General features: G+C 41.4%; 17 protein-coding genes. 8 read left to right on the top strand and 9 right to left on the bottom strand.

Going from position 1 to position 23,218, the window contains the following annotated elements; translation table 11 throughout:
- Positions 1–449: 449 nt before the first annotated feature.
- Complete coding sequence (locus SporoP32a_RS13385) at positions 450–1,154, bottom strand: glucosamine-6-phosphate deaminase (protein WP_085428353.1); 705 nt, start codon at positions 1,152–1,154, stop codon at positions 450–452.
- A gap of 340 nt (positions 1,155–1,494) precedes the next feature.
- Here SporoP32a_RS13385 and SporoP32a_RS17245 point away from each other — a divergent pair, with 340 nt between their 5' ends.
- The 4 genes from SporoP32a_RS17245 to SporoP32a_RS13365 all read left to right on the top strand — a co-directional run bounded on the left by SporoP32a_RS17245 (position 1,495) and on the right by SporoP32a_RS13365 (position 4,862).
- Positions 1,495–1,635, top strand: coding sequence for a cytochrome c oxidase subunit 2A (locus SporoP32a_RS17245; RefSeq protein WP_232319539.1), 141 nt, complete (start codon positions 1,495–1,497; stop codon positions 1,633–1,635).
- 26 nt (positions 1,636–1,661) lie between these two features.
- Entirely contained in the window at positions 1,662–2,162 is a 501-nt protein-coding gene (locus SporoP32a_RS13375; RefSeq protein WP_085428352.1) for a cytochrome c oxidase subunit II, read from the top strand.
- A 3-nt stretch (positions 2,163–2,165) separates the two neighbouring features.
- Positions 2,166–3,818, top strand: coding sequence for a b(o/a)3-type cytochrome-c oxidase subunit 1 (locus SporoP32a_RS13370; protein WP_085428351.1), 1,653 nt, complete (start codon positions 2,166–2,168; stop codon positions 3,816–3,818).
- Positions 3,819–4,127: 309 nt separating this feature from the next.
- Positions 4,128–4,862, top strand: a complete 735-nt coding sequence (locus SporoP32a_RS13365) for a C40 family peptidase (RefSeq protein ID WP_158232640.1) — start codon at positions 4,128–4,130, stop codon at positions 4,860–4,862.
- A gap of 66 nt (positions 4,863–4,928) precedes the next feature.
- Here the strand turns inward: SporoP32a_RS13365 and SporoP32a_RS13360 are convergent, their stop codons facing one another.
- Positions 4,929–5,666 carry an SDR family NAD(P)-dependent oxidoreductase gene (locus SporoP32a_RS13360; protein ID WP_085428349.1) on the bottom strand — a complete coding sequence of 246 codons (738 nt, stop codon included), beginning with the start codon at positions 5,664–5,666 and terminating at the stop codon, positions 4,929–4,931.
- Between the two features lie 202 nt (positions 5,667–5,868).
- Here SporoP32a_RS13360 and SporoP32a_RS13355 point away from each other — a divergent pair, with 202 nt between their 5' ends.
- A complete protein-coding gene (locus tag SporoP32a_RS13355) occupies positions 5,869–7,461 on the top strand; it encodes a SulP family inorganic anion transporter (RefSeq protein ID WP_085428348.1) in 1,593 nt (530 codons plus the stop codon).
- Between the two features lie 182 nt (positions 7,462–7,643).
- Here the strand turns inward: SporoP32a_RS13355 and murJ are convergent, their stop codons facing one another.
- Positions 7,644–8,918: a murein biosynthesis integral membrane protein MurJ gene (gene murJ, locus SporoP32a_RS13350; RefSeq protein WP_085428347.1), complete on the bottom strand. Its 1,275-nt coding sequence runs from the start codon at positions 8,916–8,918 to the stop codon at positions 7,644–7,646.
- Positions 8,915–10,012, bottom strand: a complete 1,098-nt coding sequence (locus tag SporoP32a_RS13345) for a glycosyltransferase (RefSeq protein WP_085428346.1) — start codon at positions 10,010–10,012, stop codon at positions 8,915–8,917. Before SporoP32a_RS13345 ends, murJ begins: the two co-directional genes overlap by 4 nt.
- Positions 10,013–10,303: 291 nt before the next feature.
- Between SporoP32a_RS13345 and SporoP32a_RS13340 the strand changes: the two genes are divergently transcribed.
- Positions 10,304–11,215 (top strand): C40 family peptidase, encoded by a 912-nt coding sequence (locus SporoP32a_RS13340; RefSeq protein ID WP_085428345.1) that lies wholly within the window; start codon positions 10,304–10,306, stop codon positions 11,213–11,215.
- Positions 11,216–11,430: 215 nt separating this feature from the next.
- A complete protein-coding gene (locus SporoP32a_RS13335) occupies positions 11,431–13,113 on the top strand; it encodes an N-acetylmuramoyl-L-alanine amidase (RefSeq protein WP_158232639.1) in 1,683 nt (560 codons plus the stop codon).
- A 754-nt stretch (positions 13,114–13,867) separates the two neighbouring features.
- On the opposite strand, the gene SporoP32a_RS13325 is transcribed toward SporoP32a_RS13335, so the two are convergent.
- Positions 13,868–15,037: a pyridoxal-phosphate-dependent aminotransferase family protein gene (locus SporoP32a_RS13325; RefSeq protein ID WP_085429086.1), complete on the bottom strand. Its 1,170-nt coding sequence runs from the start codon at positions 15,035–15,037 to the stop codon at positions 13,868–13,870.
- A gap of 225 nt (positions 15,038–15,262) precedes the next feature.
- Positions 15,263–16,543: an isocitrate lyase gene (gene aceA / locus SporoP32a_RS13320; RefSeq protein WP_085428342.1), complete on the bottom strand. Its 1,281-nt coding sequence runs from the start codon at positions 16,541–16,543 to the stop codon at positions 15,263–15,265.
- Between the two features lie 203 nt (positions 16,544–16,746).
- Here aceA and SporoP32a_RS13315 point away from each other — a divergent pair, with 203 nt between their 5' ends.
- Complete coding sequence (locus tag SporoP32a_RS13315; protein ID WP_232319538.1) at positions 16,747–17,421, top strand: LytTR family DNA-binding domain-containing protein; 675 nt, start codon at positions 16,747–16,749, stop codon at positions 17,419–17,421.
- Between the two features lie 281 nt (positions 17,422–17,702).
- On the opposite strand, the gene SporoP32a_RS13310 is transcribed toward SporoP32a_RS13315, so the two are convergent.
- The 3 genes from SporoP32a_RS13310 to SporoP32a_RS13300 all read right to left on the bottom strand — a co-directional run bounded on the left by SporoP32a_RS13310 (position 17,703) and on the right by SporoP32a_RS13300 (position 23,155).
- Positions 17,703–18,851, bottom strand: a complete 1,149-nt coding sequence (locus tag SporoP32a_RS13310; protein ID WP_085428341.1) for a polysaccharide pyruvyl transferase family protein — start codon at positions 18,849–18,851, stop codon at positions 17,703–17,705.
- Between the two features lie 121 nt (positions 18,852–18,972).
- Entirely contained in the window at positions 18,973–21,249 is a 2,277-nt protein-coding gene (locus SporoP32a_RS13305) for an S-layer homology domain-containing protein (RefSeq protein ID WP_232319537.1), read from the bottom strand.
- A gap of 433 nt (positions 21,250–21,682) precedes the next feature.
- Positions 21,683–23,155: an O-antigen ligase family protein gene (locus tag SporoP32a_RS13300; RefSeq protein ID WP_085428339.1), complete on the bottom strand. Its 1,473-nt coding sequence runs from the start codon at positions 23,153–23,155 to the stop codon at positions 21,683–21,685.
- Positions 23,156–23,218 lie beyond the last annotated feature (63 nt).

The raw sequence follows: 23,218 nt of genomic DNA, 5'->3' as shown, positions 1-23,218 counted from the left end.
CGCGCAGGCACGTGGGGGATTGCCTACAGCCATGAGCCAGCTGGCGGTGGAGCTTGCCAGTTGTCTCATGGCCACGGCCTACCCCGCAGTTGTGCCTGCGCTACTGAGTACTTACCAATTTAGATTGTGGTTTATAGTAGTTAAAACCAGTGACTGGGTAGTACTAGTTCCTATTCTTGCAAAACCAGTACCAGAACTGCCCTACACCTTATCCAACGCAGGCGGCTGCCAGTGGTAGGCGTAGTAATGAGACAGCCAGGCGCACTTCCTGTCTGGCTCATTGCGGTAGCCATCCACCACCGCCGAAGTGGCGACAATGACCGCCCCACTTACTTTGCTAGTCAAACCACTACCTACCGCCACTTCCTACTTACCCTGCCCAAACAAAAAAGGCCATCTCAGAAGTCGTCTTGCAACTTCGAGATAGCCTTAATAGGAAACTTTACTACTCAATCAATCTGTAAATCCGTGATCACTACCACATCGTCATGGCGCAACAACTTCGTAATCGGCCACTCCGCTGTTACTTCGCCTGCTTTCAACATCTCCATAGCCGCACGTTTTTTCTCACCAAACGCGATCATAATCAACTTCTTCGAATTCGTAATGGATGAAATACCCATCGTTAATGCGATATTCGGGATTTTGTCGTCATTTTCGAAATACTGACTGTTTACACCAAGCGTCGAATCCGTCAATGTCGCAACATGCGTCACAGAATCAAACGGAGTTCCTGGTTCATTGAATGCGATATGACCGTTCTCCCCTACTCCGAGAAGCTGAATATCTAATGGGTGGGCGTTTAATTGATTTTCATACTCTTTACACTCTTCATCCAAATCTTCTGCCATACCGTTTGGAATATGCGTCTCCTTGAACGGCTTTTTGCTGAATAAATGCTCGTTCATAAAGTATGCATAGCTATTTGGGTTGTCAGCTGCGATGCCAACGTATTCATCTAAGTTAAACGCTGTTACGTTTGAAAAGTCTAGCGTTGAATTTGTCCATTCATTATAGACCGGGATCATGGTGCTGCCTGTAGCTAATCCAAGCACATGCAATCTATTATTTTGAAGTTCTTCAGAAATCAATGTAAATACTTTCTTCGCGCCTTCTTCAGGACTTTCAACTTTAATCCAATTAATGTTTTCCATTTCTCACACCGGCTTCCTAGGTTTTACCTTATTATATTGTAATTACAATTTAACATATGGTCAACAATAAATACCTTTTTTTCTCACGTAGTATTCCCTGTTGAGCTCAATGTTACACCTTTACATCCCTATGCAACTGACGAACTATTCCGTTAGTTGCTTCATAACAATTCGAATCACAAAAACAGTGAAATGTGTATGTCAAATACATGTTAAGTGATTGAACATATTGTGAACTTGAAATCTATTTTCCTATTCATAGGGATTTCCCTAATTCTTTATTCCTTCTCTAGGATTATTATTAAAGTACGAATTAATTTAAGACAAGGAGGTGGCTGTATTGAGCAAGAAAAAAGTATCTTCTACAAATCCACCAAAAGAAGAGGCAAATTTAAAGGGTACCTTAATCATGGTTTTAATCTTAGGTATCATTATTCTTGTCATGTGGTTTGGCGCTTACGGTTTATTCATATCCAGATAATAACTAGCACTTAAGGAGGAAACACTATGCACTTGCATAAGTATGAAAAAGTATGGCTTGTATTCGGTCTCGCATCATTGTTATTATTCTTACTCATTATCGGCTTTGCAGCGTTCTGGAAAGGAACCCATCCACAAAGTCACATTGAAACGATCGATCCACAAAATGTCGAAGCTAACGAATCATTCCAACCCGAGAATCTTGGTTTGACAGAAGTTGCTGACGGTAAATATGTTGTGAATATCGTCGCTTCCGCATTTAACTACGACTTCGGTAAAGAAGAAGACGGAACAGCTACTAAGACGATCCGCGTACCAAAAGGTTCCACTGTGCTATTCCAAGTAACAAGTAAAGACGTTGTCCACGGATTCCAAGTGGCGGGCACAAACGTTAATATGATGGTCGAGCCGGGACATATCAGTCGCTACGAATCGGTTATGAAAAACGGCGGCGAATTCACGGTCGTCTGTAACGAATATTGCGGCATCGGACACCATCTGATGTTCGGCACAGTGGAGGTGTACTAAACCATGCAGATATTTAACTTCTCGAAAAAAGAGTCCAGATTGTATATGGCTTTCATGCACGTCACGTTCATATCCCTTTTAGTCGGTGGATTAATGGGACTACTTCAGACATTAGTTCGCTCAGGTAAATACACATTACCGTTCAATATCGATTATTACACAATTTTAACAACGCACGGCGTCATTCTAGGGTTAGTTTTAACAACATTCTTCATCGTCGGTTTCCAGTTTTCTCTTATGGGAAAAACAGTCGGGATCTCTGACAAACAATTAATGTGGGGCTGGATTTCATTCTGGGTCATGTTGGTTGGTACTGTATTATCTGCTTGGATGATCTTAACTGGTCAAGCTTCTGTGTTGTATACATTCTATACACCACTTCGTGCACATCCTATCTTCTACATTGGTCTAACTTTAGTTATAGTAGGAAGCTGGATTGCTGCGTTCACGAACTTCCGTCAATTATATGTATGGAAGAAAGCGCATAAAGGTGAAAAGTCTCCTTTACTTGCATTCATGGTCGTTATTAACATGATTATGTGGTTCGTTGCGACACTTGGTGTAGCGTACTCAGTTATTGTATTGATTTTACCTTGGTCTCTAGGTTATGTAGCAACAGTCAACGTATTATTGACACGTACATTATTCTGGTATTTCGGTCACCCGCTAGTTTATTTCTGGTTATTGCCTGCTTATATGGCTTGGTACGCAATTATCCCGAAAATCATCGGCGGAAAGCTATTTAGTGATTCACTTGCAAGACTTGCATTCATTCTATTGTTGATGTTTTCGATTCCGGTCGGATTCCACCACCAATTGACTGAACCAGGTATTGATCCAACTTGGAAGTTCATTCAAGTAGTCTTAACATTCATGGTTGTCATCCCTTCATTGATGACTGCATTCTCTTTGTTCGCTACATTTGAAATCACAGGCAGAAGAAAAGGTCATAAATCCTTATTCGGCTGGTTCAAAAAGCTTCCTTGGAAAGATGTTCGTTTGTTAGCACCATTCGTTGGTATGGTAGCATTCATCCCAGGTGGAGCAGGCGGTATCATTAACGCTTCTCACCAAGTAAACTCTCTTGTACACAACACGATTTGGATTACAGGTCACTTCCATTTAACAGTGGCAACAACAGTTATCTTGACGTTCTTTGGTATTGCTTATTGGTTGATTCCTCACTTGACGGGTCGCCGTTTGACTCCTAGCTTGAATAAACTAGGAATTATCCAGACATTCATTTGGGTAATCGGTATGACGATCATGTCAGGATCTATGCATATTCAAGGCTTAATCGGCGGACCACGTCGTTCAGCGTTCTCTGAGTACGCAGGTGGAGATCAAGTTGCAACATGGATTAGTTATCAAATGTGGCAAGCTGTCGGTGGAACGATTCTATTCATCGGTATCCTGTTAATGTTCTACATCTTCATTCAGTTAGCATTCTTCGCGCCACGTGGTTATGAAGAATACCCTATCGCTGAAGAAGAAATAGATGCAGAAAAGACACCAAAGATTTTGGAAAACTGGTATTTGTGGATTGGTATTACGATCGCATTGATTCTATTCGCATATACGATACCGATGATCGATATCATTAAGCACTCTCCTCCTGGATCCATTCCATTTGACTGGCCAATCGGACGTTCTTAAACAACAGAAAAGCCCTGAAAAATCCGGATAGTCGCGGATTTTTCATGGGCTTTTTTTATAAACTGCTTAGAACTTCAATTAGACAGTAACAGTTCTATTATACTATAAATGTATAATGAAACCATTTTTTGTAGTACTTACATATATAATAAATCTATCAATCTATTGAACATTTATCGTAAAAATAAGTCTAAAGATACGTTTAATATCCAGAAGAGTATTGTATGATAGGTTTATAGGATTAATAACGAAATGATACTCAGCAGTACAAAGTACCAAATCTATTATACTAAAAGGAGATACGCCGAAATGAAGAAAATTGCCCTAGCCGCGATCGCCTCTCTTATGCTTGCAACAAGCATATCGGTCGGTAGCGTTGCTGCTGCATCAAAAACGCATATCGTGCAATCAGGAGAAACTCTTTACAAGATTTCCAATCAGTACAAGATTACGGTAACTGAACTAAAACGTCTGAATTCTCTCACTTCTAATGATATCAAAGTTAAACAGAAACTAATAGTAGAAAATAAAGTAAATTCATCAAAAGCTGTTTCTTCTACTAATTCATTACATGGTTCCCTATCATCAATCAAACCTGTAATTCAACCAAGCGCCCCTGTGGTTAAGCCAAACTTACCTGTAGTTAAGCCTAGCTTACCTGCTACTAACCAGGCACTCGGCAAAAAATTAGTAGATCTTACGCAACCGTTACTAGGAACTCCTTATGTATGGGCAGGCGTTACTCCAGCAGGATTCGATTGCAGCGGGTTCATCTATTATGCATTCAACCAAGCAGGCGTGAAAGTACCAAGACAAGATACAATCGGTTTCTTTAACCGTTCAGTATTCATCAAAGATCCGGTTGTTGGCGATTTATTATTCTTTGAAAATACATATCGACCAGGTATCTCACATATCGGTATTTATCTTGGAGACAATAAGTTCATTCATGCGGGTACGAAAGAAATTGAAATCGCTTCACTAGATTCTTCTTATTGGAGCTCACACTTCATGGGCTTTAAACGCTTTATAGATGTGAAATAATCAATGAAAAACGGGTTGTCCTGTAAGTCATAATGACTTGTAGGACAACCCGTTTTTGTTGTTTAATTATCGTGCAGAATATCCGCCATCAATTACTAGTTCTGCGCCCGTAATATAAGACGCTTCATCTGATGCCAAGAATAGTACTGCATTCCCCACATCTTCCGGTTGACCCAAACGTTGCAATGGAGTCATTTTAATCAACATGTCCAACTGTGCTTTAGAATCTTCAAGATTCGCAACCATTGGTGTTTGGATAACTCCTGGGAATACTGTGTTCACACGGATACCTGCATGTCCATATTCCGCTGCCGCCGCTTTAGAGATCGCACGTACTGCACCTTTAGAAGCAGAGTATGGATTCAAGCCCATACCGATTAAAGCTGTATATGAAGAAATATTAACGATTGAACCTTTTTTCGCTTCTGTCATATATTTCGACGCATGCTTCATACCTAAGAATGTACCGAAGCTGTTGATATCTGAAAGTCTGCGCCAATCTTCAATCGTGATCTGATCCACAGTTTTTTCAGTTGAGATACCAGCATTATTCACAAGAATATCAATTTTGCCGAAGTGATCGACTGCTTTTTTCATTGCGTCTTCCCACTCTGCATCTTCAGTTACATTCAATTTGATAGTGAAAATATTGTCCTGACCGCCCCACTTTTCTTCGAGCGCTGCTGTATTGATGTCAGCTGCAATTACTTTAGCACCTTCTGTCGTGAATTGCTTTACCATCATTTCACCCATACCGGATGCTCCACCTGTAATGAATGCTACTTTGTCTTGTAATCTGCCCATACTATATCTCTCCTTTATTGTTGTTACTATTATATAGTTTAACATTAAACTATATTCTGTTCAATTATTCAGATTGCCAATATCTTCATCTGACGTTGGTTGTTTCTAACGCTTTCACTTTATGCACACCTTGTATAGGCCCTATGCATACGGTATAATAGAAGATGTATATATACTCTACAAATGGAAGAAGTGAACAATTATGTTCAAAGATCAACGTTATCTTAATTATAATGCAGCGGGCTTCCGGCAGGATCTAATTGCAGGGATTACTGTTGGAATTGTAGCCATTCCGCTTGGGATGGCTTTTGCTATTGCTTCCGGTGTAAAACCTGAATACGGACTGTATACTACGATCATCGCAGGTCTTCTAGTCGCCTTGTTAGGTGGTTCACGTTACCAAATTGCAGGTCCTACAGGTGCATTCATTCCTATATTACTAGCTATCGTACTGCAATATGGTTATGAAGATCTTTTGATTGCTGGATTTCTCGCTGGTATTCTCCTCGTCATCATGAGCTTTCTCGGTGTCAGTAATCTCATTCATTTCGTTCCGCGATCAGTGACGATAGGATTCACCGCTGGGATAGCAGTCATTATATTCACTGGCCAATTCCAAAACTTCTTTGGATTAACAGGTGTTGAGAAAAAAGAGTTCTTCCATGAAAGCATGATGGAAATCGCTCATAATTTTCATACCATCAACACATTTAGCATCTTGACTGCCGTAATTGGTTTGGTCGTCATCTTCACTTTACCGAAGATTGCTCCTAAGGTTCCATTGTTACTCATTGCGTTGCTAGTTCCTACGATCTGCTCGATATGGTTCTTCCCAGGTAAGGTGGAAACAATCGGTACAGCATACGGCGGCATTCCGCAACATTTGCCTAGTTTTCATTTTCCCGAGATTACATTTACTAAACTGGTCAATCTATGGCAACCCGCTTTAATCATTGCTGCACTCGGTGCGATTGAGTCCTTGCTCTCCGCAGTCGTTGCAGATGGAATGAAAAGCAAAGTTCCTAAGCATGATTCCAAGAAAGAATTATTTGGCCAAGGGATCGCGAATATTATTACGCCGTTATTCGGTGGAATCCCAGCTACAGGTGCTATCGCTCGTACCGCCACAAATATCGGTTCAGGAGCAGTCAGTCCGATATCAGGCGTCGTACAAAGTTTATTTGTATTAGCATTCTTATTACTATTTGCACCTTACGCATCTTATATACCGCTAGCTGCCATGGCACCGATTTTGATGTTTGTCGCATGGAATATGAGTTCACGTAAAGCATTCGTCCAGATCGCTTCGTTACGCTCAGGAGATTCAATTGTGTTACTGACGACTTTCTTGTTGACGATATTCGTGAATCTAACAATCGCAGTCGAAGTCGGGATTTTACTCGCTGCCCTGTCGTTCTTACGCAAGATGAGTGGTTCGTTGGATATTAAAAAGAGTAAACTGACCGACGTCGAAAAGTTCAAGTTGTCTACAGAAAATGAATCCGAGCTGATCAAATTCAAAATCTCGGGTCCCCTGTTCTTCGGTACAGCGAAACATTTCGAAGATCGATATCCTGAACTATTGAATCTTGAGCAGAAGACGATCATTTTAGACATGAAAAATCTAACAGCCATTGACGCAACAGGCGAAGCAGCCCTTTCTGCCATGCTCGACGAAGCGAAACGACAGAAAAAGCGACTAATCTTCAAAAGAGTGCCTCCAGAGAAAGTCAGCCTGTTCAAACGAAGTGGTCTGTATGAAAAGATCGGTGAAGATAACTTCTTTATGCTGTAAATCATTTCATTGGGTTCATCGCTCGAGTCAGTTTTGGCATCGAAAATAGTGCGTATCTGCTTTCTGGACCCGCATAAGCATGTGCAAGAACCATAATTCTATGCCGATTTTTACGGAAACACAAGCCAAAAACCACAAAAAAGCTTCCACTCAACTTACTGAGCGCAAGCTTTTTTCTGTCATTACAATTTCCATTTAAATCGAGCATAGCTTGCAAGCAACAGGAAGTTGACTGCGGCACTAATTACCGTACCATAGGCAATGGCCTGTGCGCCGATCTGATCGACGAATGCATAGATGATCCCGATATTAATACCAAACACACTAATCAAACTAAAGATAATCGGCATAATGGAGTTGCCCTTTGCATAGTAGAAACGAGTGATGTACGTATTGGCCGCCAAGAAGAACATCGACAAAGCAAATACTTTAAACACCGGCACAGTTAGCATGATGGATTTTTCATCGAAGCCGAATACCAACTTGATCAACGGCTCAGCAAAGATGTAGCAGAACACGGTAGTAGGTACTAACAGCACGACCATGTACAGCATACCTTTTTTGTAGAGCTTCTTAATCATACCCGTATCCCCTTCGCCTTCTTTCTTTGCGAGCATGGGATAGATGACTGTTGTAACAGCCGTCATAAGGATTGCTTGTGGGAAGCCTGTTAATTTGGATGCATAGTTAATGGACGAAATCGCACCTTCGCCCAGTCCACCTGCCGCGATCCGATGAATGACGAAATAGAACTGCAGTGACGCGCCACCAAATAAAATCGGTAATGCCAGCCACCACATTCTCTTAATATCCGTTGGCATGCCGAATGAAGGCTTCAGTGAAGACAGGTCTGCACGTTTGATTCCCCAGTAAAGGAATAAACCCATCAAAACGGCACTCACCATCGCTCCCACACCGTATGATTCAGGCCCAAGCCATTTCGTCAAGGCAAAACCTATGCTGACGAACGTCGCGTTATACAATAAGATCGCTAAACTCGACAACTGAAAGCGATCATTGATGTTCAATAATCCGCTCATCCAAGTAGACATGACCAGTACGATGGAAGATGGCATCATCCAGAGGAAAAGATTCCGTACCAATGTATAGTCTTCTTCACTTAATTCTTTGAAGAACAGGTGCAAAATCGGATTCGTCAATGCGATAATAACTACCGTGACGAGCGTAGCGCTTAATACAACCGTCGTAAACGCCTTGCGGACAAATAACGGCTTGTCCATCTTGGAGGAATGATAGACTGATATAAATGCAGTCGTCAATGCTCCACCTAGTACTAGATAAATAAAGTTCGGAATAGTATAGGCTGTCGCAATGGCGTCCGCCACTGTAGACGTACCATACTGTCTGCCGATGACGACTTCTCGACCGAAACCGAATAGTCTTGCCACAATATTGATAATGGCAACCCCACCGATGATCTTGAATAATTTACTCATTTGGAAGGACCCTTTCCATTCTGTTCATAGATATCGTTCAACCTTTTGACGATTACTTTTGAAGAATGTTGCTGAATCACTTGTTGCGTAACTTCATGCTGCTCTCTCGTCACTTCATTCGCAAGTGCTTCTTCGAGTCCAGCAGCTAAAGCTTGTGCATTATGCGGTTCAACGAGAGTTCCCACATCATCTTTCAATAAATAAGGAAGACCGCCAACATTTGTTGCGACGACTTTGGCTCCTGACGCAAGAGCTTCGAGTGCTACCAATCCAAAACCTTCATGATAGGACGGTAGAACAAGTATATCTGCAGCTGACATCCATTTCGCCAGCTCGGTTTGACTCACTGGTTCTTTAAAACGGATATCCGCATTATTAATAACTTTATTCTTCACTTCCGTCGCGAAGCGCTGATCCTTTTGTGAACCTACTATATATAGAAGGAGATCATTCTTTGTTTCTTGTAATTTCTCAAATGCATCTATTAATTCCACGACACCCTTCGCTTCGATGACGTTCCCAACAAACAGTATTACACGTTCATTCAATGGTACATCTAATAGAAGACGAACTTCTTCCTGACCCATCGGTTTAAAAATACTCGTATCGACACCCATGCTCATGACTTCCACTTTATCCGGTGAAATGCCATAGTCATTGATCACGTCACTTCGCAACTTCTCCCCTACTGTAATAACGGCTGAGGATTCTTGTAAAATACGTTTAGTAAAACTCGCGATTCTCGTACTCTTCTTAGCCATTTTATCTAGATCTCCACCGTGAACTGTGACAACATAAGGCATTTTACATAATTTCTTTGCGATTAATGAAACCATTCCAGTCGGAAACGCGTAATGTGCATGCGTGATATTAATCGTGCGTTTATGTTGCATTACATATAGAAGGGATCGCATTCCCCATGATAGATAGTTGATTACTTTCCCGATCTTTCCTTTACCCGGATCATGAATGGCGATGACTTTAACATCTACTCCATTACTTTTTAATTGTTCCACTTGGTTTTTAACAAAGATTCCATAGGTAGGATGCTCTGCGGAAGGATACATATTGCTGAATACTGCTACTTTAGTCACTCATAACTCATCCTTTATTACTTACTGTCATATACAAGTTAGTTTTTTATACGTTGATGATTATACCACATACCACACGAGTATATTGTCGCAACGTCCATAAACTGACTATTTTATTTATTCTGATCAATAAGTTACCTTACTAGGCGTTTGTACTAACATTTCATTCATATGTCGACGTGTAATTCTCTTGTAATGTAACTGTAATAATTAAGACGTTTATAAGTGCTAATATATTCCTAGATTACAAAGCGCAACAGTGATTGTGCGAAAGGGGAATTTGAGATCAGCATGAAACGTCTATTAACTCTGGTTATGGCAAGTCTATTATTCTTTTCATTCGTGCCAGAATTTGCTTCCGCAAACTCACCAACGTCATTAATTAATACCTCGAAAAAATATATGGGAACACCTTATCGATTAGGTGGGACAACCCCAACCGCTTTTGATTGTTCAGGATTCACACAATACGTTTTCAATAAAGAAGGTCTTTCTATTCCAAGAACGACTGGTCAACAAATAGCTATTGGAACTTCCGTTTCCAAAAGCAACCTAGAAGTTGGAGATTTGGTATTCTTCAATACATCAGGTCGCGGTGTATCACATGTAGGAATCTACTCAGGTTCTAATAACTTTATCCACGCTTCAGTCAGTAAAGGCGTAATGGTATCATCACTAGACGATCCATACTACTGGAAAAGCCGTTACATCGGTGCTCGTCGTGTAGCAGACTTTAGTGATAACGTAAGTAAAGAAGAATCACAAGTTGCTGCTGATGCACCTGTTAAAGAAATCGTTTATGCATCACGTGCAGAAGTAGCACAAGTATTGGCTGAGAAATTAGATCTCGACATGACAACAGCTAACGTTACATTCGATGACGTTGATGAATCCAATAAACATTATAAAGCAATTGCTGCAGTAGCTGAGGCGAAGATTTTCACAGGCGACGCAGGGAAATTTAATCCGAATAAAGAATTGACTCGTGCTCAACTAGCAAAAGTTTTAGTCGAAGCATTTGAACTTAGACACTCTGCTATCGCGAACTTCTCTGATGTTCCGAACGGTCACTGGGCAACTGAGTACATTAACATCTTATTCTACAATGAAATTACAACTGGCTATGGCGATGGAACGTTTGGTTTGACAGATAAAGTATCAGTTGGACAACTACATAAATTCATCGACCGTATTAATAATTAACTCCCCTACCGAATGTTCTAACTAGAGCATTCGGTTTTCTCTGAATTCACATATATGCCCCCTACGTATTAACTATCCATGAGTAGTAATGAAGAATCATCTAAGAGTTATTACTATTTTACGAACCATGACAAAAACATCTAGTAATCATTTTTCTTTACTGGTAAAATGAACCTATGAGTCTAGTAACAAATAATATACTCGAGGAGGATCTCATGAAACAATTTAAATGGGCAACAGTTGGTCTGTTGCTGCTAACCATCTTAGCTCTCTCACCTCTCCAGTCATTGGCAAGCTTCAAGTTTTCCGACGTCCCAGCGAACAGTGAATATTTCAAAGAAGTCCATTACATAGCGGAAAAAGGCATTATTAATCAAACTCCGAAATTTAATCCTCAAGACAATTTACGTCGTTCACATGTTGCCAAGATGCTTGTCATCGCAACAGGAACACAAGATACACAGTTGAAAAATATGGAGATCAATGGTTTGAAGCCGTCTAGTGAACAATACAAGTTTGCTAATATTGCGCTTCAAAAAGGATTTTTCCCTAATACTGACGCAAATAACTTTAAACCGAACGAAGAAATTAAACGTGATGAGATGGCCTATGCTATGTCTGTAGCGTTCAATTTATCCGAAAAAGTCACGAGCCAAAAACCTTTGGGCATGGATGATGTGAAAAACCACAAATACGCTGACCGTATCAACGGTTTGTATTATGCAGGTATTACACAAGGCGACAATAAGAAGTTCTTGCCTAATAATAAGTTAACACGTAAGCAATTCGCATTATTCGTTGCACGCGCAATGGACAAGCAATTTGCGTTAACTGTTAAAACTCCTGACCAGCAATCTAGCGTAAAGTATGTACGCGTAGCAACTGGTGACGATACAGATCCACTGAACGTGCGCAGTGCGCCTTCCGAGTCTTCTGCTATTATCCACGTGCTGCCTAACGGTACATTAGTAGAAGTAACTGGCAGTACAGGTATATGGCTGAAAGTAAATATAAACGGAGTAGAAGGATATATTCATGAATATTTCACGACTACGAATCTAAATGATGCGACACCGAATAAACCGACTCCAACACCACCTGTCACAACACCAAAACCGACGCCAACACCGACTCCTGTTGCGAAAACAATGGGTAAAGTGACGGTAAATAATTTAAATATGCGTTCTGCAGGTAATTCCAGTGCACCAACTGTTGGTAAGCTACAAGCCGGTCAAAAAGTAGAAGTCTTGTCTACGTCTGGTTACTGGGCAAAAATTCGCACAGGCAGTACAACAGGTTATGTTCACAAGACGTATTTGAAGTTATTGAATCAAACAGGTAATCCACTGAAAGACCGAATCATCGTGGTTGATGCAGGGCACGGCGGACATGATCCAGGTGCAGGTAAGAATGGTCAATCTGAAAAAAATATCACATTGAATGTAGCAAAAAAAGTGGAAGCGAAGTTAAAGAATGCGGGCGCTAAAGTGATCATGACACGTTCTAATGATACTTATCATTCACTTCAAGCACGCACAGATTTCGCTAAGAAGAATTTTGCTGAAACATTCGTTTCCATTCACGTGAACGCAGCAGGTTTTGCAGCAAAAGGAACAGAAGTTTTCTATGATTCTTCTTCCAACGTAAACGCAACAGAAAGCCGTGATTTAGCTTCATTCATTCAGCGTAATATTGTGCAAAAAGCCAATATGTCTGATCGTGGCGTGAAGAATAGAGGTTTTTATGTAATCAAGAATAATAACGTAGCTGCTGTGCTTGTAGAATTAGGCTTTATTACAAACTCTCAGGACTACGCGAAGTTGACTAGCGAGCAGTATTTGAATATTTATGCTGATGCCATCTACACAGGTTTACACCAGTATTACAGCAAACAATAATCCCCCCTCCCAAGCATCTGACTTGGGAGGTTTTTTGTTTGAACTGGACTTGTTTAAGTTCAAAAGCAAGTACTTAGGAATAGTGTGGGAGTTAGTGTGTACGATGGGATGGAAGCTCCAGTTGGCGGACGCTTTCCCATGGGCCTGCGGTGAGCCAACCAGTTCGCTAGTGCAAAGATGTGCTCCTAACGCTTCGCTTTTACTCGCAAAAGCCGTCCTTCGCTACGGCTCTCGCTCTCTTTTGGTTGTCTCACCTGATCAGGCTGATCCATCGGGAGTCGCCGCCAACTTCCGCTTCCATCCTACTTTTATAGTGGAGGTACTTATATCCTTCACTGTAAGTAGTATGTGAATTATTTTTTTGTCTTAACTTATTTACATTCAAGTACTGAAGATCAAAACCTATTACAACACTTATTTCAATGCACAACAAAAAGTATCAACCACTCGCATTGCAAGGGATTAGCGCGTAGGAGGGGCGACTCCTGGAGGATCAGCGGGACAGGTGAAACACCCTGCGAGCGAAGCGAGAGCCGTAGCGAAGGACGGCTTTTGCGAGTAAAAGCGTAGCGTTAGGAGCACATCTTTGCACTAGGGGTGTGGTTCACCGCCCGCCCTCAGGAAAGCGTCCCCTCCGTAGCGCCAATCCCCCCCTACCCCTTTGCCCTCGACATCACTCTGTGTTTTACTTATTTAATCAAATCAAAGAAAAAATCCGCCACGAGAAGTTAGCTTCCCATGACGGATCCTTTTATTATATAGCCAACTGACTAATCTCTTTAGCGAAAACATCTTGCGCTTTAGAAATATCCACTTCACGTCCCATTTCGCTCAACGTCTCTCCAATTTGCATAACAGCTTTCTCCAACATATCCGCCGTAGTATTCCCCATATGTCCGATACGGAATGCCTTCCCTGCCAAATGAGCGAGTGAGCCAGATAGAACCGTCCCCTTCTCCGCCATTGCCGCACGGAACTTTGCGTCATCGATACCTTCAGGATACAAAATACAGCTCAACGTCGGTGCTGCTACTTCTTCTGAAGCGATGGCCTTCATTCCGTAGACTGCTAGACTTTGTCGTACAGCGCGACCGAACGCTTTATGTCGTGCAATGCGTGCATCAATTCCCTCTTCCAATACGATACGCAATCCTTCTTCTAACCCATAGATTAAATTGACTGCAGGCGTTGCGAAGTATTTCGATGGATCATGCATGACAGGTAGCCAATTATAAATATCGCAGTAGTATGCTTGTACACGTTCCATAGCGGCGCGTGCATCCAAAGCTTTTTGATTGAATGCGACCAATGCAATGCCCGGTGGCACACCAATGGCTTTCTGCGATCCAGTCAGTACGATATCAATCGTGTTACCTGCTCCGCCATATTCTTTACTCATATCTTCGTCCATCGCAGTCGTTGCACAAACACCGTCTACAATAACAAGAGCGTCGTGCTTCTTGATGACAGGTACAACAGCTTCCAAATCAATTTTCACACCTGTCGAAGTGTCCGCATGTGTCACAGTAACAGCTTTATAGTTGCCTTCAGATAACTTTTTATCGATCTCTTCAGGAGATACTTGCTGCCCCCATTCAGATTGCAATACATCAACTTGAATTCCAAACGCTTGTCCCAGTTTGATGAAACGATCTCCAAAGTATCCTTGGCTGACGACGAGAAGTTTTTCACCTTCCGCCACCGTATTGACAATTGCCATTTCCATTCCGATCGTTCCGGAACCGGCAACTACGAATACTTCTCCATCTGTGTTGAATATTTCTCTTGTCTGATCAATAGTATGTTTATAGATTTTCACGAAACGCGGATCAGTATGTGACCACGTTTCATTTGCCATCGCATCATAAATAGAATCTACTACTGGAGTCGGTCCAGGAATTAACAACATTTCTTTATTTCTCATCATATTATTCCTCCTCTTAATGAAGTTCGTCGCCTTAATACTATACAAACTATCGAAATTTTTCAAATAAAAGAAAAAGAGGGAATTGGATATACACCCAATTCCCTCCCACTTTTCACTTCATCTACTGGAAGATGTTGTGACCCCGTTATCATATTAATACCCCTTTGCTTCAACGAATGAGACTTTCTCCCAAAAATCACATTCGGTAAACCATTCGTACAATTAGAACTGTGCTGTTTCAGTTGAACCAGACATAGCAGTTGTTGAAGATTGTCCTTCAGAGATAACCTGTGTAACTTCGTCAAAGTAACCTGTTCCAACTTCACGTTGGTGACGAGTAGCAGTATATCCTTTTACTTCGTTTTCAAACTCAGCTTGCTGAAGCTCTGAGTAAGCAGCCATTCCGCGAGTTTTGTAACCGTGAGCCAATTCGAACATGCTGTGGTTTAGTGAGTGGAAACCAGCAAGTGTTACGAACTGGAACTTGTAACCCATCTTACCAAGTTCAACCTGGTACTTCGCGATTGTTTCTTGATCAAGATTCGCTTTCCAGTTGAATGATGGTGAACAGTTATACGCAAGCATTTTTTCAGGGAATTTCGCGTGAATTGCATCAGCGAATTCTTGAGCTTCTTCAAGTGATGGATGAGAAGTTTCACACCAAACTAGGTCAGCGTATTCAGCATAAGCAAGTCCGCGTGCGATTGCTTGTTTGATACCTGGAGTAGTTTTGAAGAATCCTTCGTTCGTGCGCTCTCCAGTGATGAATGGAGCGTCGATTGGATCGATGTCGCTAGTTACCATGTCAGCAGCGTCAGCGTCAGTACGAGCGATGATTACTGTATCAACACCAAGTACGTCAGCAGCCAGACGTGCAGCTGTTAGGTTACGAACTGCGTTTTGAGTTGGTAGAAGTACTTTACCACCCAAGTGTCCACATTTCTTTTCTGATGCTAATTGGTCTTCCAAGTGAACACCAGCAGCTCCAGCTTCGATCATGCCCTTCATTAGTTCGAACACGTTCAATGGACCACCGAAACCAGCTTCCATGTCAGCAACGATTGGAGCGAACCAGTTAAATCCGTCTTCACGGCCTTCTGCATGGTCGATCTGGTCAGCACGTTGAAGTGCTTGGTTGATGCGCTTAACAACTGCAGGTACAGAGTTTGCTGGATATAAACTTTGGTCAGGATACATTTGTCCTGCAAGGTTTGCATCAGCAGCAACTTGCCATCCGCTTAGGTAGATTGCTTGTAGACCAGCTTTAACTTGTTGAACTGCTTGGTTACCCGTTAGTGCACCTAGTGCATTAATGAAATCTTCTTCATGAAGAGATTCCCAAAGGCGAGCAGCACCCTTTTCAGCTAGTGTATTTTGAATTAGAAGTGAACCTCTTAGTTTAACTACATCCTCAGCAGAGTAGTTACGTTTGATTCCTTTCCAACGGCTATCCTCGGCCCAGCTTTTCTCTAATTGTGCAATTTGTTCTTGTCTAGTTGACATTATAACTTCACACCTTCCAGGTTTTTCGACTGGTAACTGTTATAGTCTGTTTCATAACAGCTTCCTTCGTTAGTTATTACTATATAACAGTGCGTCGGAATTGTCAGTTCATTTCGACAAAAAGGCTTTTTTCATGGATGAAAGAATGGTAGAATGGATGAAAGGGCATACATTGGAAATTAACTATATAAAAAGGGGTTTATATGAAAAACATGTCAAATACCGCTATCCCAAAAAATATTCTTAATCAATACGCTGCTTTATTAGAGGACTGGGTGCCAAAAGACGCCTCTATAGCGATCGCGGTTTCTGATCACTATATCTACTACGTTCCGGGCATGCATGATATTCATTTAAAAGAAGGTCAGCACATCCAAACAGGCAGTATTGCTGAAATCACCATCAAAGAACAACGCAAAGTTGAAGTCGTTATGGACAACACTCTTTATGGTACATCGTACTTCGGTATTGGTTATCCTATTGATGTACAAGGCGATAAAGGAGCATTAATCATTATTCTACCGCCTAACTTCCATGTACTAAAGAAAGATCAGTTACAGTTCTTAACAGGCAAGAAAGGTGATGAGTGGTTCCCTATTCCTTTAGATCAAGTTAGTTATATAGAGAGTTTGCATAAGAAGACGTGGTTTTACACTGCAGGTGAAAGTTATAATATCAGTTTTACGTTGAAGGATTTGCATCTTCGTTTGCCTAGGTGTTTTTTGAGGATTCATCGTTCGTATATTATTAATATGAATTGTATAGAGAAGATTTCGCGGGACTTTTCTTCAAATCTTGTGATTAAGCTGATAGATGGGACGGAGTTGCCGGTTAGTCAGACATATTTGAATGAGGTTCGTGCGCTTTTAGGGTTTTAATTTTAGTTAGTTTAAATAATAAAGAGTGAGTGGGATGGCACCGTTGATCGACGTTCCAGGCGGACGCTTTCCCGAGGGCGTGGCTTGAGCCTCCTCGTACGCTTCGCTTCCTGCGGGGTCTCAAGGCGCACGCTAATCCTCCGGGAGTCGCCGCCTTGCACTTACGATCAACTAGTGTATTCTTCTATGGATAGAAAATTCTTCAAAAAGAAACTAAAGACCAATCCTATTATTGTGGGATTGGTCTTCAGTCAGGGCATATGATTCATTCATATGCTTTTTTATTTGGTCTTTTTTATAGCTGCAGTAAATTGTTTTGTGCCTTTCATTGCTTCTTCATATAAAGAAGTAGAAAGTTTTTCTGTTTTGGCGCATGTTTCTTTCCAGTCTGTAGCCAGAGATTCGAAGGCTTTGGAGAAGTGGTTGTTTGCTTTATGCATTTCGCCAATTGGAATGGATACTTCCGTTAGGTCTGCTAGTTTCATGAAGTCTGTTACTTTGTGGTGGTAGCAGACAGCGATGATAGGTGTTGATGTACATGTCGCCAAAATCAGTGAGTGTAGTCTTGTACCAATTAATATGTCTTGTTCAGCTGTAATTTCTAATAAATCTTTCGGTAAAAGATTATGATCGATAATGGTTGTTTGTTCCGTTTTTTTCATTAGAGCTTGAATATCTTTTGTTACATCGGCATCCTGAGGGAATTTGGTGGCAAAGAATGTGATTTCGACGGGTTGTTGCGCTGCTAATTCGTCCAAATTTCTCGCCATTCCTTCTATATACTGTTGGTAAATTTCCTCTTTACTCTCCGGCCAGTAGCCCGCGTGGTAATACGGGACAGCGGTTACGCCAATTTTCAATGGCTTGTCGGATATTTCTTTGCGTTGTTGTTTTAAGGAAAATGCCGGATCTCCTATTACTTCAACGGACTTTTTCACTCCAATTGATTTCAGTAGTTCTGCTGATTCAGGATCCCTTACTGAAATACTGTTTGCGTGTTTGCTCATATAACGAATAAACCATTTACCTAATTCGCTATTGAGTGGCCCTGCTCCACAGCCGTACACAACATAAGGAACGCCAGAGTTTTTTGCCATCATCGCATAAGAACCGTATAACGGGGCTTCTGTTTTATACAGATCCATCAGAATACCGCCACCGCCGATAATGAGTAAGTCAAATGTTTTAACGATCTTTTTATTTTTAAGATACGTTGCGCCAAATGTTTTCACTGAGCTTCCTTTTCTATAATACAAAGGTGCGCTCATCACTTGATAGCGCTTTGCTGTTTGCTCAGGATTATTGCTGAATACGGTAATCACATCACTCGGTACGTTAAAAGTAGATGTGACTTGCGATATAATGCTTAATAAAATGGCTTCATCGCCATTGTTGTCGTTTCCATAGTTTCCTACTATTCCTATTTTCAATTTCAACCATCCTCTACAGGTCATTTGTTTCAAGTATAGCAGAGTGGCCTTTTTTATTGTATTTAAAAGACAAGGAAGCCTTTCAATCCGCTGACATGCACCGATTGAAAGGCTTCTATAATTACTTCGCTATACTTCTATAGAGGAACGCACTGAATTGTGCACGGTTGACCGGTTGGCCAGGCATAAACTCGCCTTTTTCGTTTCCTGTTGTAATTCCGTGATTGGCTAGAATATGAATCTGCTTGTATGCACCGTGTTGCGGAGATACGTCAATGAATTTCTGCGCAGACTCTCCTTCTAAATTATAAGCTTTCACTAAAATCATAGCCATTTGTGAACGAGTCAGTTGTCCAGTAGGATTAAACGTCCCATCGGAATGACCGCCTACAATATTGGCATTCGCAATCGCACTGATTTCATTGTAATAACGATGTGTTTTGGGAACATCGCTGAACTCTCTACGCGCTTGTTCAACGGGTGGTAAATTAAAAGCTCGACTTAAAATGACTGCTGCATGCTCTCTAGATAACGTATTACCAGGATTGAATGTCCCGTCCGTGTCTCCATTAATTATACCGCGATCGCGTAAGAAGTAGATTTCAGTTGCGTACGCATAAGACAATGGCACATCTTTAAATAACTCAGTACTTGGATTTTCCACAATCGGTGGTACAGGTGTCGGTGGGTCAATGACAGGCGGAGCTTCAGTTGACTTCACTTCAACGGGTACAGAAATCACTTTCTTACCGAGAGTCGCTTGAACTTGTCCTTTTCCAGCTTTTATTGCCGCAAATGTTCCAGATGTAGTGATCGAACCAATATTCCCTGCAACACTCCACGTTAATTGCTCTGGCTGATAAATGATTGGTTGACCAGATGCATCTGTCGGAGTAGCTGTAAATGTGATTTTCTCGTTCGGCTTGACGCTTGTCGCCGAAGCTTTCACGTCAAGTCTCGCTGGCTGATCAACAACCGTAATCGGGAAGGATTGTTCAGCTACTCCATAGTTGACGCTTATGCGGTCTACTCCTGGTTGAACTGCTTTATACTTCAGACCCGTTCCTTCAACAGTTCCCTTTGCAGAGGTTGTTTTCAACTGGGAAGGATTCGGTACTATCGGGTTATAATATGCATCCAATACATGATTAATTTTCAAATCAGCAGTTGCGCCTACTAACATTTCTCCCATTTGAGGGCGAGATACACTTACATAGGCCGGTTGCCCTGTTGGTGCGGTACTTACCGCTTCAAGAATAGCTGAAGTGCTACGTTGAGCGGAATTGGATGTACGATTAGCCAATACTACTTGGTTACTACCATAATTGCGAATTCCCATCGTAGTGGACCCGCCACCATCAAAGTTCAACGCACGATCATAACCTTGTGACACTAAATAATCGGCGAATTGCGTTAAAGACATGCCGTTACTGTATCCAGCTCTCGAATCAACCGTCACCATTTGAACTTGCTTTTTGTCTTTACTAATAGCAATAGCAGTTCTTGCTGTCTTCGCTGTAGCACGCGGATTATTTGTATCCATTGTAATATGACGCTTTCCGTCTTTAACAAGCATCGGACCACTCGCCATCATGAATTCGGAGTCTTTCCATTTATCGTCAATTGATAGTTTCAATGAAAGAGAATCTCCTACAGTCACTGATTTAAAGCGCTCCAAACCTTTTTTGCCGTGAATCGAAACAACAAAGCCATTCTTTGGAATCGTGACAGGGTTCTTATCTCCATAGCCACGTACCTTCACAACGTTACCTTGCACTTGCTGACCATAATGTGTAGACGTAATCGGTTCATTCGTTTCAACGACCAATTCAATGCCGAATTCATTCGAACCTGTCGTGTTTTTCACATGCTGCGGTGTGAAGATCATCGTTTCATCGGCTTGTCGTTCACGGTTAAGACCTGTCATTTGAAAAACACTGCCATGAACGCCGACTTCGACTCCTAAATTAAAGTAATCAATTTCCGAAAGTCCGTCTTTCGTCACGCCAAATGCAATCGGTTGGCTGACATAGTAAGAGTTCGAACTCGAGATGACACCACCGTTTACAATTTCATTGCCTTCAGATAGCAAATACATTGGCACGCCAGTTTTCATATCGAAGAACGAAGTATTTACTGCACCGACTACTCTATGCCCTTCTTTTGAATCACGATTCGCCAAAGTTAATGTAGGGGCTGTCCTCGAAATAGGCGAAGGAAGTCCCATCTTCAATTTCGTGAACGGATCACTTAAATCAACACCAATGTGATTGATGTGACTGCTTGCTGAATATGTATAGTGAGAATAAGTAACACCAGAAGACACGGGGTAACTAGAAACGACCTTTGTGCTGGCTGCCGCTGAAAATGGCAACGAGATTAGCATAGCTGCCGACATAGCGGTAATGACTACATTCCGCTTCGTGCGAGACAGCAAAGTATTTTGTCCGATAACACAACTCCACCTTTTCTACTCTTTATCAATCTCTAGTCTATCAAATAATGCCTACGTTTTCATGCACCGTTTGGACGAAAAAGGTAGAAAGAAAGGGGAAATTTGCAAATTAATGATGACTTTTGGTAAATTCGTTTGGTGTCTATGAGCGGTTGCAAGGCGCGATAGAGCGATTAACACAAGTCTATGAGCGGCCATCCACCAGTATAGAACGGTTACGCCATTTCTATGAGCGGTCACCGAACAACATAGAGCGCTCAACGTGATTCTATGATCACCCCACCCTTCTAGTCTTTAATTAAAGCCTCCATAAATGAAACGCAAAGCAACGACTCCCCCCAATTACTCAATCCAAAAGAAAAAACCTACAAATGGATTACCCATTCGTAGGTTTTGATATTTCCTGCTGATGCTTACTGAACGCAACAAACGCGCCAAGCAAGATAAAGTAAAACAACGTATACATTTTAAGTTCCCAAATATTATAATACATTCCAGAAACACCGGTCGAGAACCACAGTGCAATCATAAACACACCGAAATTCGTATGGCGTGACTTCCAGAAGAACCACAACATGCTAAGCAAGAAGACCGCGAAAATCAATACGCCAATCACACCAGTCTCCGCAATCACTTGAATATATTGGTTATCGGAATAGAAGTACTTCCCACCGTATATATCCGAGCTAATGCCATAGTGATCATAAATCGGTGAACCATAAGATAACGTGGCGGAACCCCCGAACGATCCAAATCCTGTACCTGTTATAGGATGATCACCAAAGATCTCAAATCCTTTACGGATATAGTAGAAACGTCCACTCTCTGTCATGAGTGCCAAGTTCTTTTCATCAAATGTTTCTCCGAAGCGCCCACCGATACTTCCCGCACCACTTGGCTTCTCATCTACTGTCACACCGAGCTCTGTAATATATTGAACAGCCAAGTTTACTGGATAGTAAATTAAAATAATAGATGCAACCCCGGCAATTACTAGTCGTTTCAATAGATACCATTTTCTCGTCATGAGAATGAATACGACGCCAAACATAATTGCCGAAATCCAAGTCCCCCTTGAATAGGTAAGAACTAGAATACCAAAGAACAATACGAGTAATACACGGAATGTCCATTTGTATTTATTCTGCTGATAAACGTGTTGCAAATAGACAACCGCAATGAGTCCGAAGAACAATGATAATGCCAAAGAGTTCGGATTGCCCGTCAGTCCGTAAATACGCACAGCGTTTGTTGCAGATAAAACTTTATACTTCCACTCTTCCGGCAGCAGTAACTGACGCAAAGACAGTTTCTCTACTAAACCATGAAGCGACATCACAATGTTCAACCAGACCGTCACCCATGCAAGCTGCTGTAACCATTTGTTCGTCAGTGTCATTCTTGAAATCGTATAGTAAAGCAAATACATAATCAAAAACGTACGAACTTGGAAAATAATAGACGTTGGTGTGACATCATGTAAGAATCCTATAATTGAGCCGAATAAAATAAAAGCAAAATAAGACCACTCAAACCATTTGAATGTAAATAGAGAACGAATATTATGTCGGTAGTGGAACAATGTCCATGCGAATACGACAAAGATTACTAAATCCCCTATTAACTTTAGGCCACTGTTCACTTCCAGCAAAAAAGGTCGGATATTAACATAGATGACCAGGAACAGAATACTCTGCTGTGGTTTAATAATCGAAAATAAGACAAAAAATAAGGTCGTGCCGAGCAATGCTATTTTTGAAGGCAGCAATAATGCAATGAGCATCACAGCTACTGCAACCAATATTGTACTTGTGGATTGTTTTTCCAATCGCTGTTTCCATATATTCATTAGTCTATAAAACCCTTTCTACGCTTGCTAGTTCCTTGTTGCATTATATCACTATCTAGGACG

Origin of the sequence: Sporosarcina ureae, assembly GCF_002109325.1 — a bacterium.
GTDB lineage: Bacteria > Bacillota > Bacilli > Bacillales_A > Planococcaceae > Sporosarcina > Sporosarcina ureae_C.
The sequence above is the reverse complement of the archived record's forward strand: the minus strand, read 5'-3'. Positions and strand labels throughout refer to the sequence as shown.

What these genes read in the sequence shown, in the direction of transcription:
- SporoP32a_RS13340 (WP_085428345.1), top strand. Translation starts at nt 10,304, where the DNA reads ATGAAACGTCTATTAACTCTGGTTATGGCAAGTCTATTATTCTTTTCA.
- SporoP32a_RS13360 (WP_085428349.1), bottom strand. Translation starts at nt 5,666, where the DNA reads ATGGGCAGATTACAAGACAAAGTAGCATTCATTACAGGTGGAGCATCC.
- SporoP32a_RS13370 (WP_085428351.1), top strand. Translation starts at nt 2,166, where the DNA reads ATGCAGATATTTAACTTCTCGAAAAAAGAGTCCAGATTGTATATGGCT.
- SporoP32a_RS13385 (WP_085428353.1), bottom strand. Translation starts at nt 1,154, where the DNA reads ATGGAAAACATTAATTGGATTAAAGTTGAAAGTCCTGAAGAAGGCGCG.
- SporoP32a_RS13335 (WP_158232639.1), top strand. Translation starts at nt 11,431, where the DNA reads ATGAAACAATTTAAATGGGCAACAGTTGGTCTGTTGCTGCTAACCATC.
- SporoP32a_RS13305 (WP_232319537.1), bottom strand. Translation starts at nt 21,249, where the DNA reads ATGTCGGCAGCTATGCTAATCTCGTTGCCATTTTCAGCGGCAGCCAGC.
- SporoP32a_RS13365 (WP_158232640.1), top strand. Translation starts at nt 4,128, where the DNA reads ATGAAGAAAATTGCCCTAGCCGCGATCGCCTCTCTTATGCTTGCAACA.
- SporoP32a_RS13315 (WP_232319538.1), top strand. Translation starts at nt 16,747, where the DNA reads ATGAAAAACATGTCAAATACCGCTATCCCAAAAAATATTCTTAATCAA.
- aceA (WP_085428342.1), bottom strand. Translation starts at nt 16,543, where the DNA reads ATGTCAACTAGACAAGAACAAATTGCACAATTAGAGAAAAGCTGGGCC.
- SporoP32a_RS13355 (WP_085428348.1), top strand. Translation starts at nt 5,869, where the DNA reads ATGTTCAAAGATCAACGTTATCTTAATTATAATGCAGCGGGCTTCCGG.
- SporoP32a_RS13375 (WP_085428352.1), top strand. Translation starts at nt 1,662, where the DNA reads ATGCACTTGCATAAGTATGAAAAAGTATGGCTTGTATTCGGTCTCGCA.
- SporoP32a_RS13300 (WP_085428339.1), bottom strand. Translation starts at nt 23,155, where the DNA reads ATGAATATATGGAAACAGCGATTGGAAAAACAATCCACAAGTACAATA.
- murJ (WP_085428347.1), bottom strand. Translation starts at nt 8,918, where the DNA reads ATGAGTAAATTATTCAAGATCATCGGTGGGGTTGCCATTATCAATATT.
- SporoP32a_RS13325 (WP_085429086.1), bottom strand. Translation starts at nt 15,037, where the DNA reads ATGAGAAATAAAGAAATGTTGTTAATTCCTGGACCGACTCCAGTAGTA.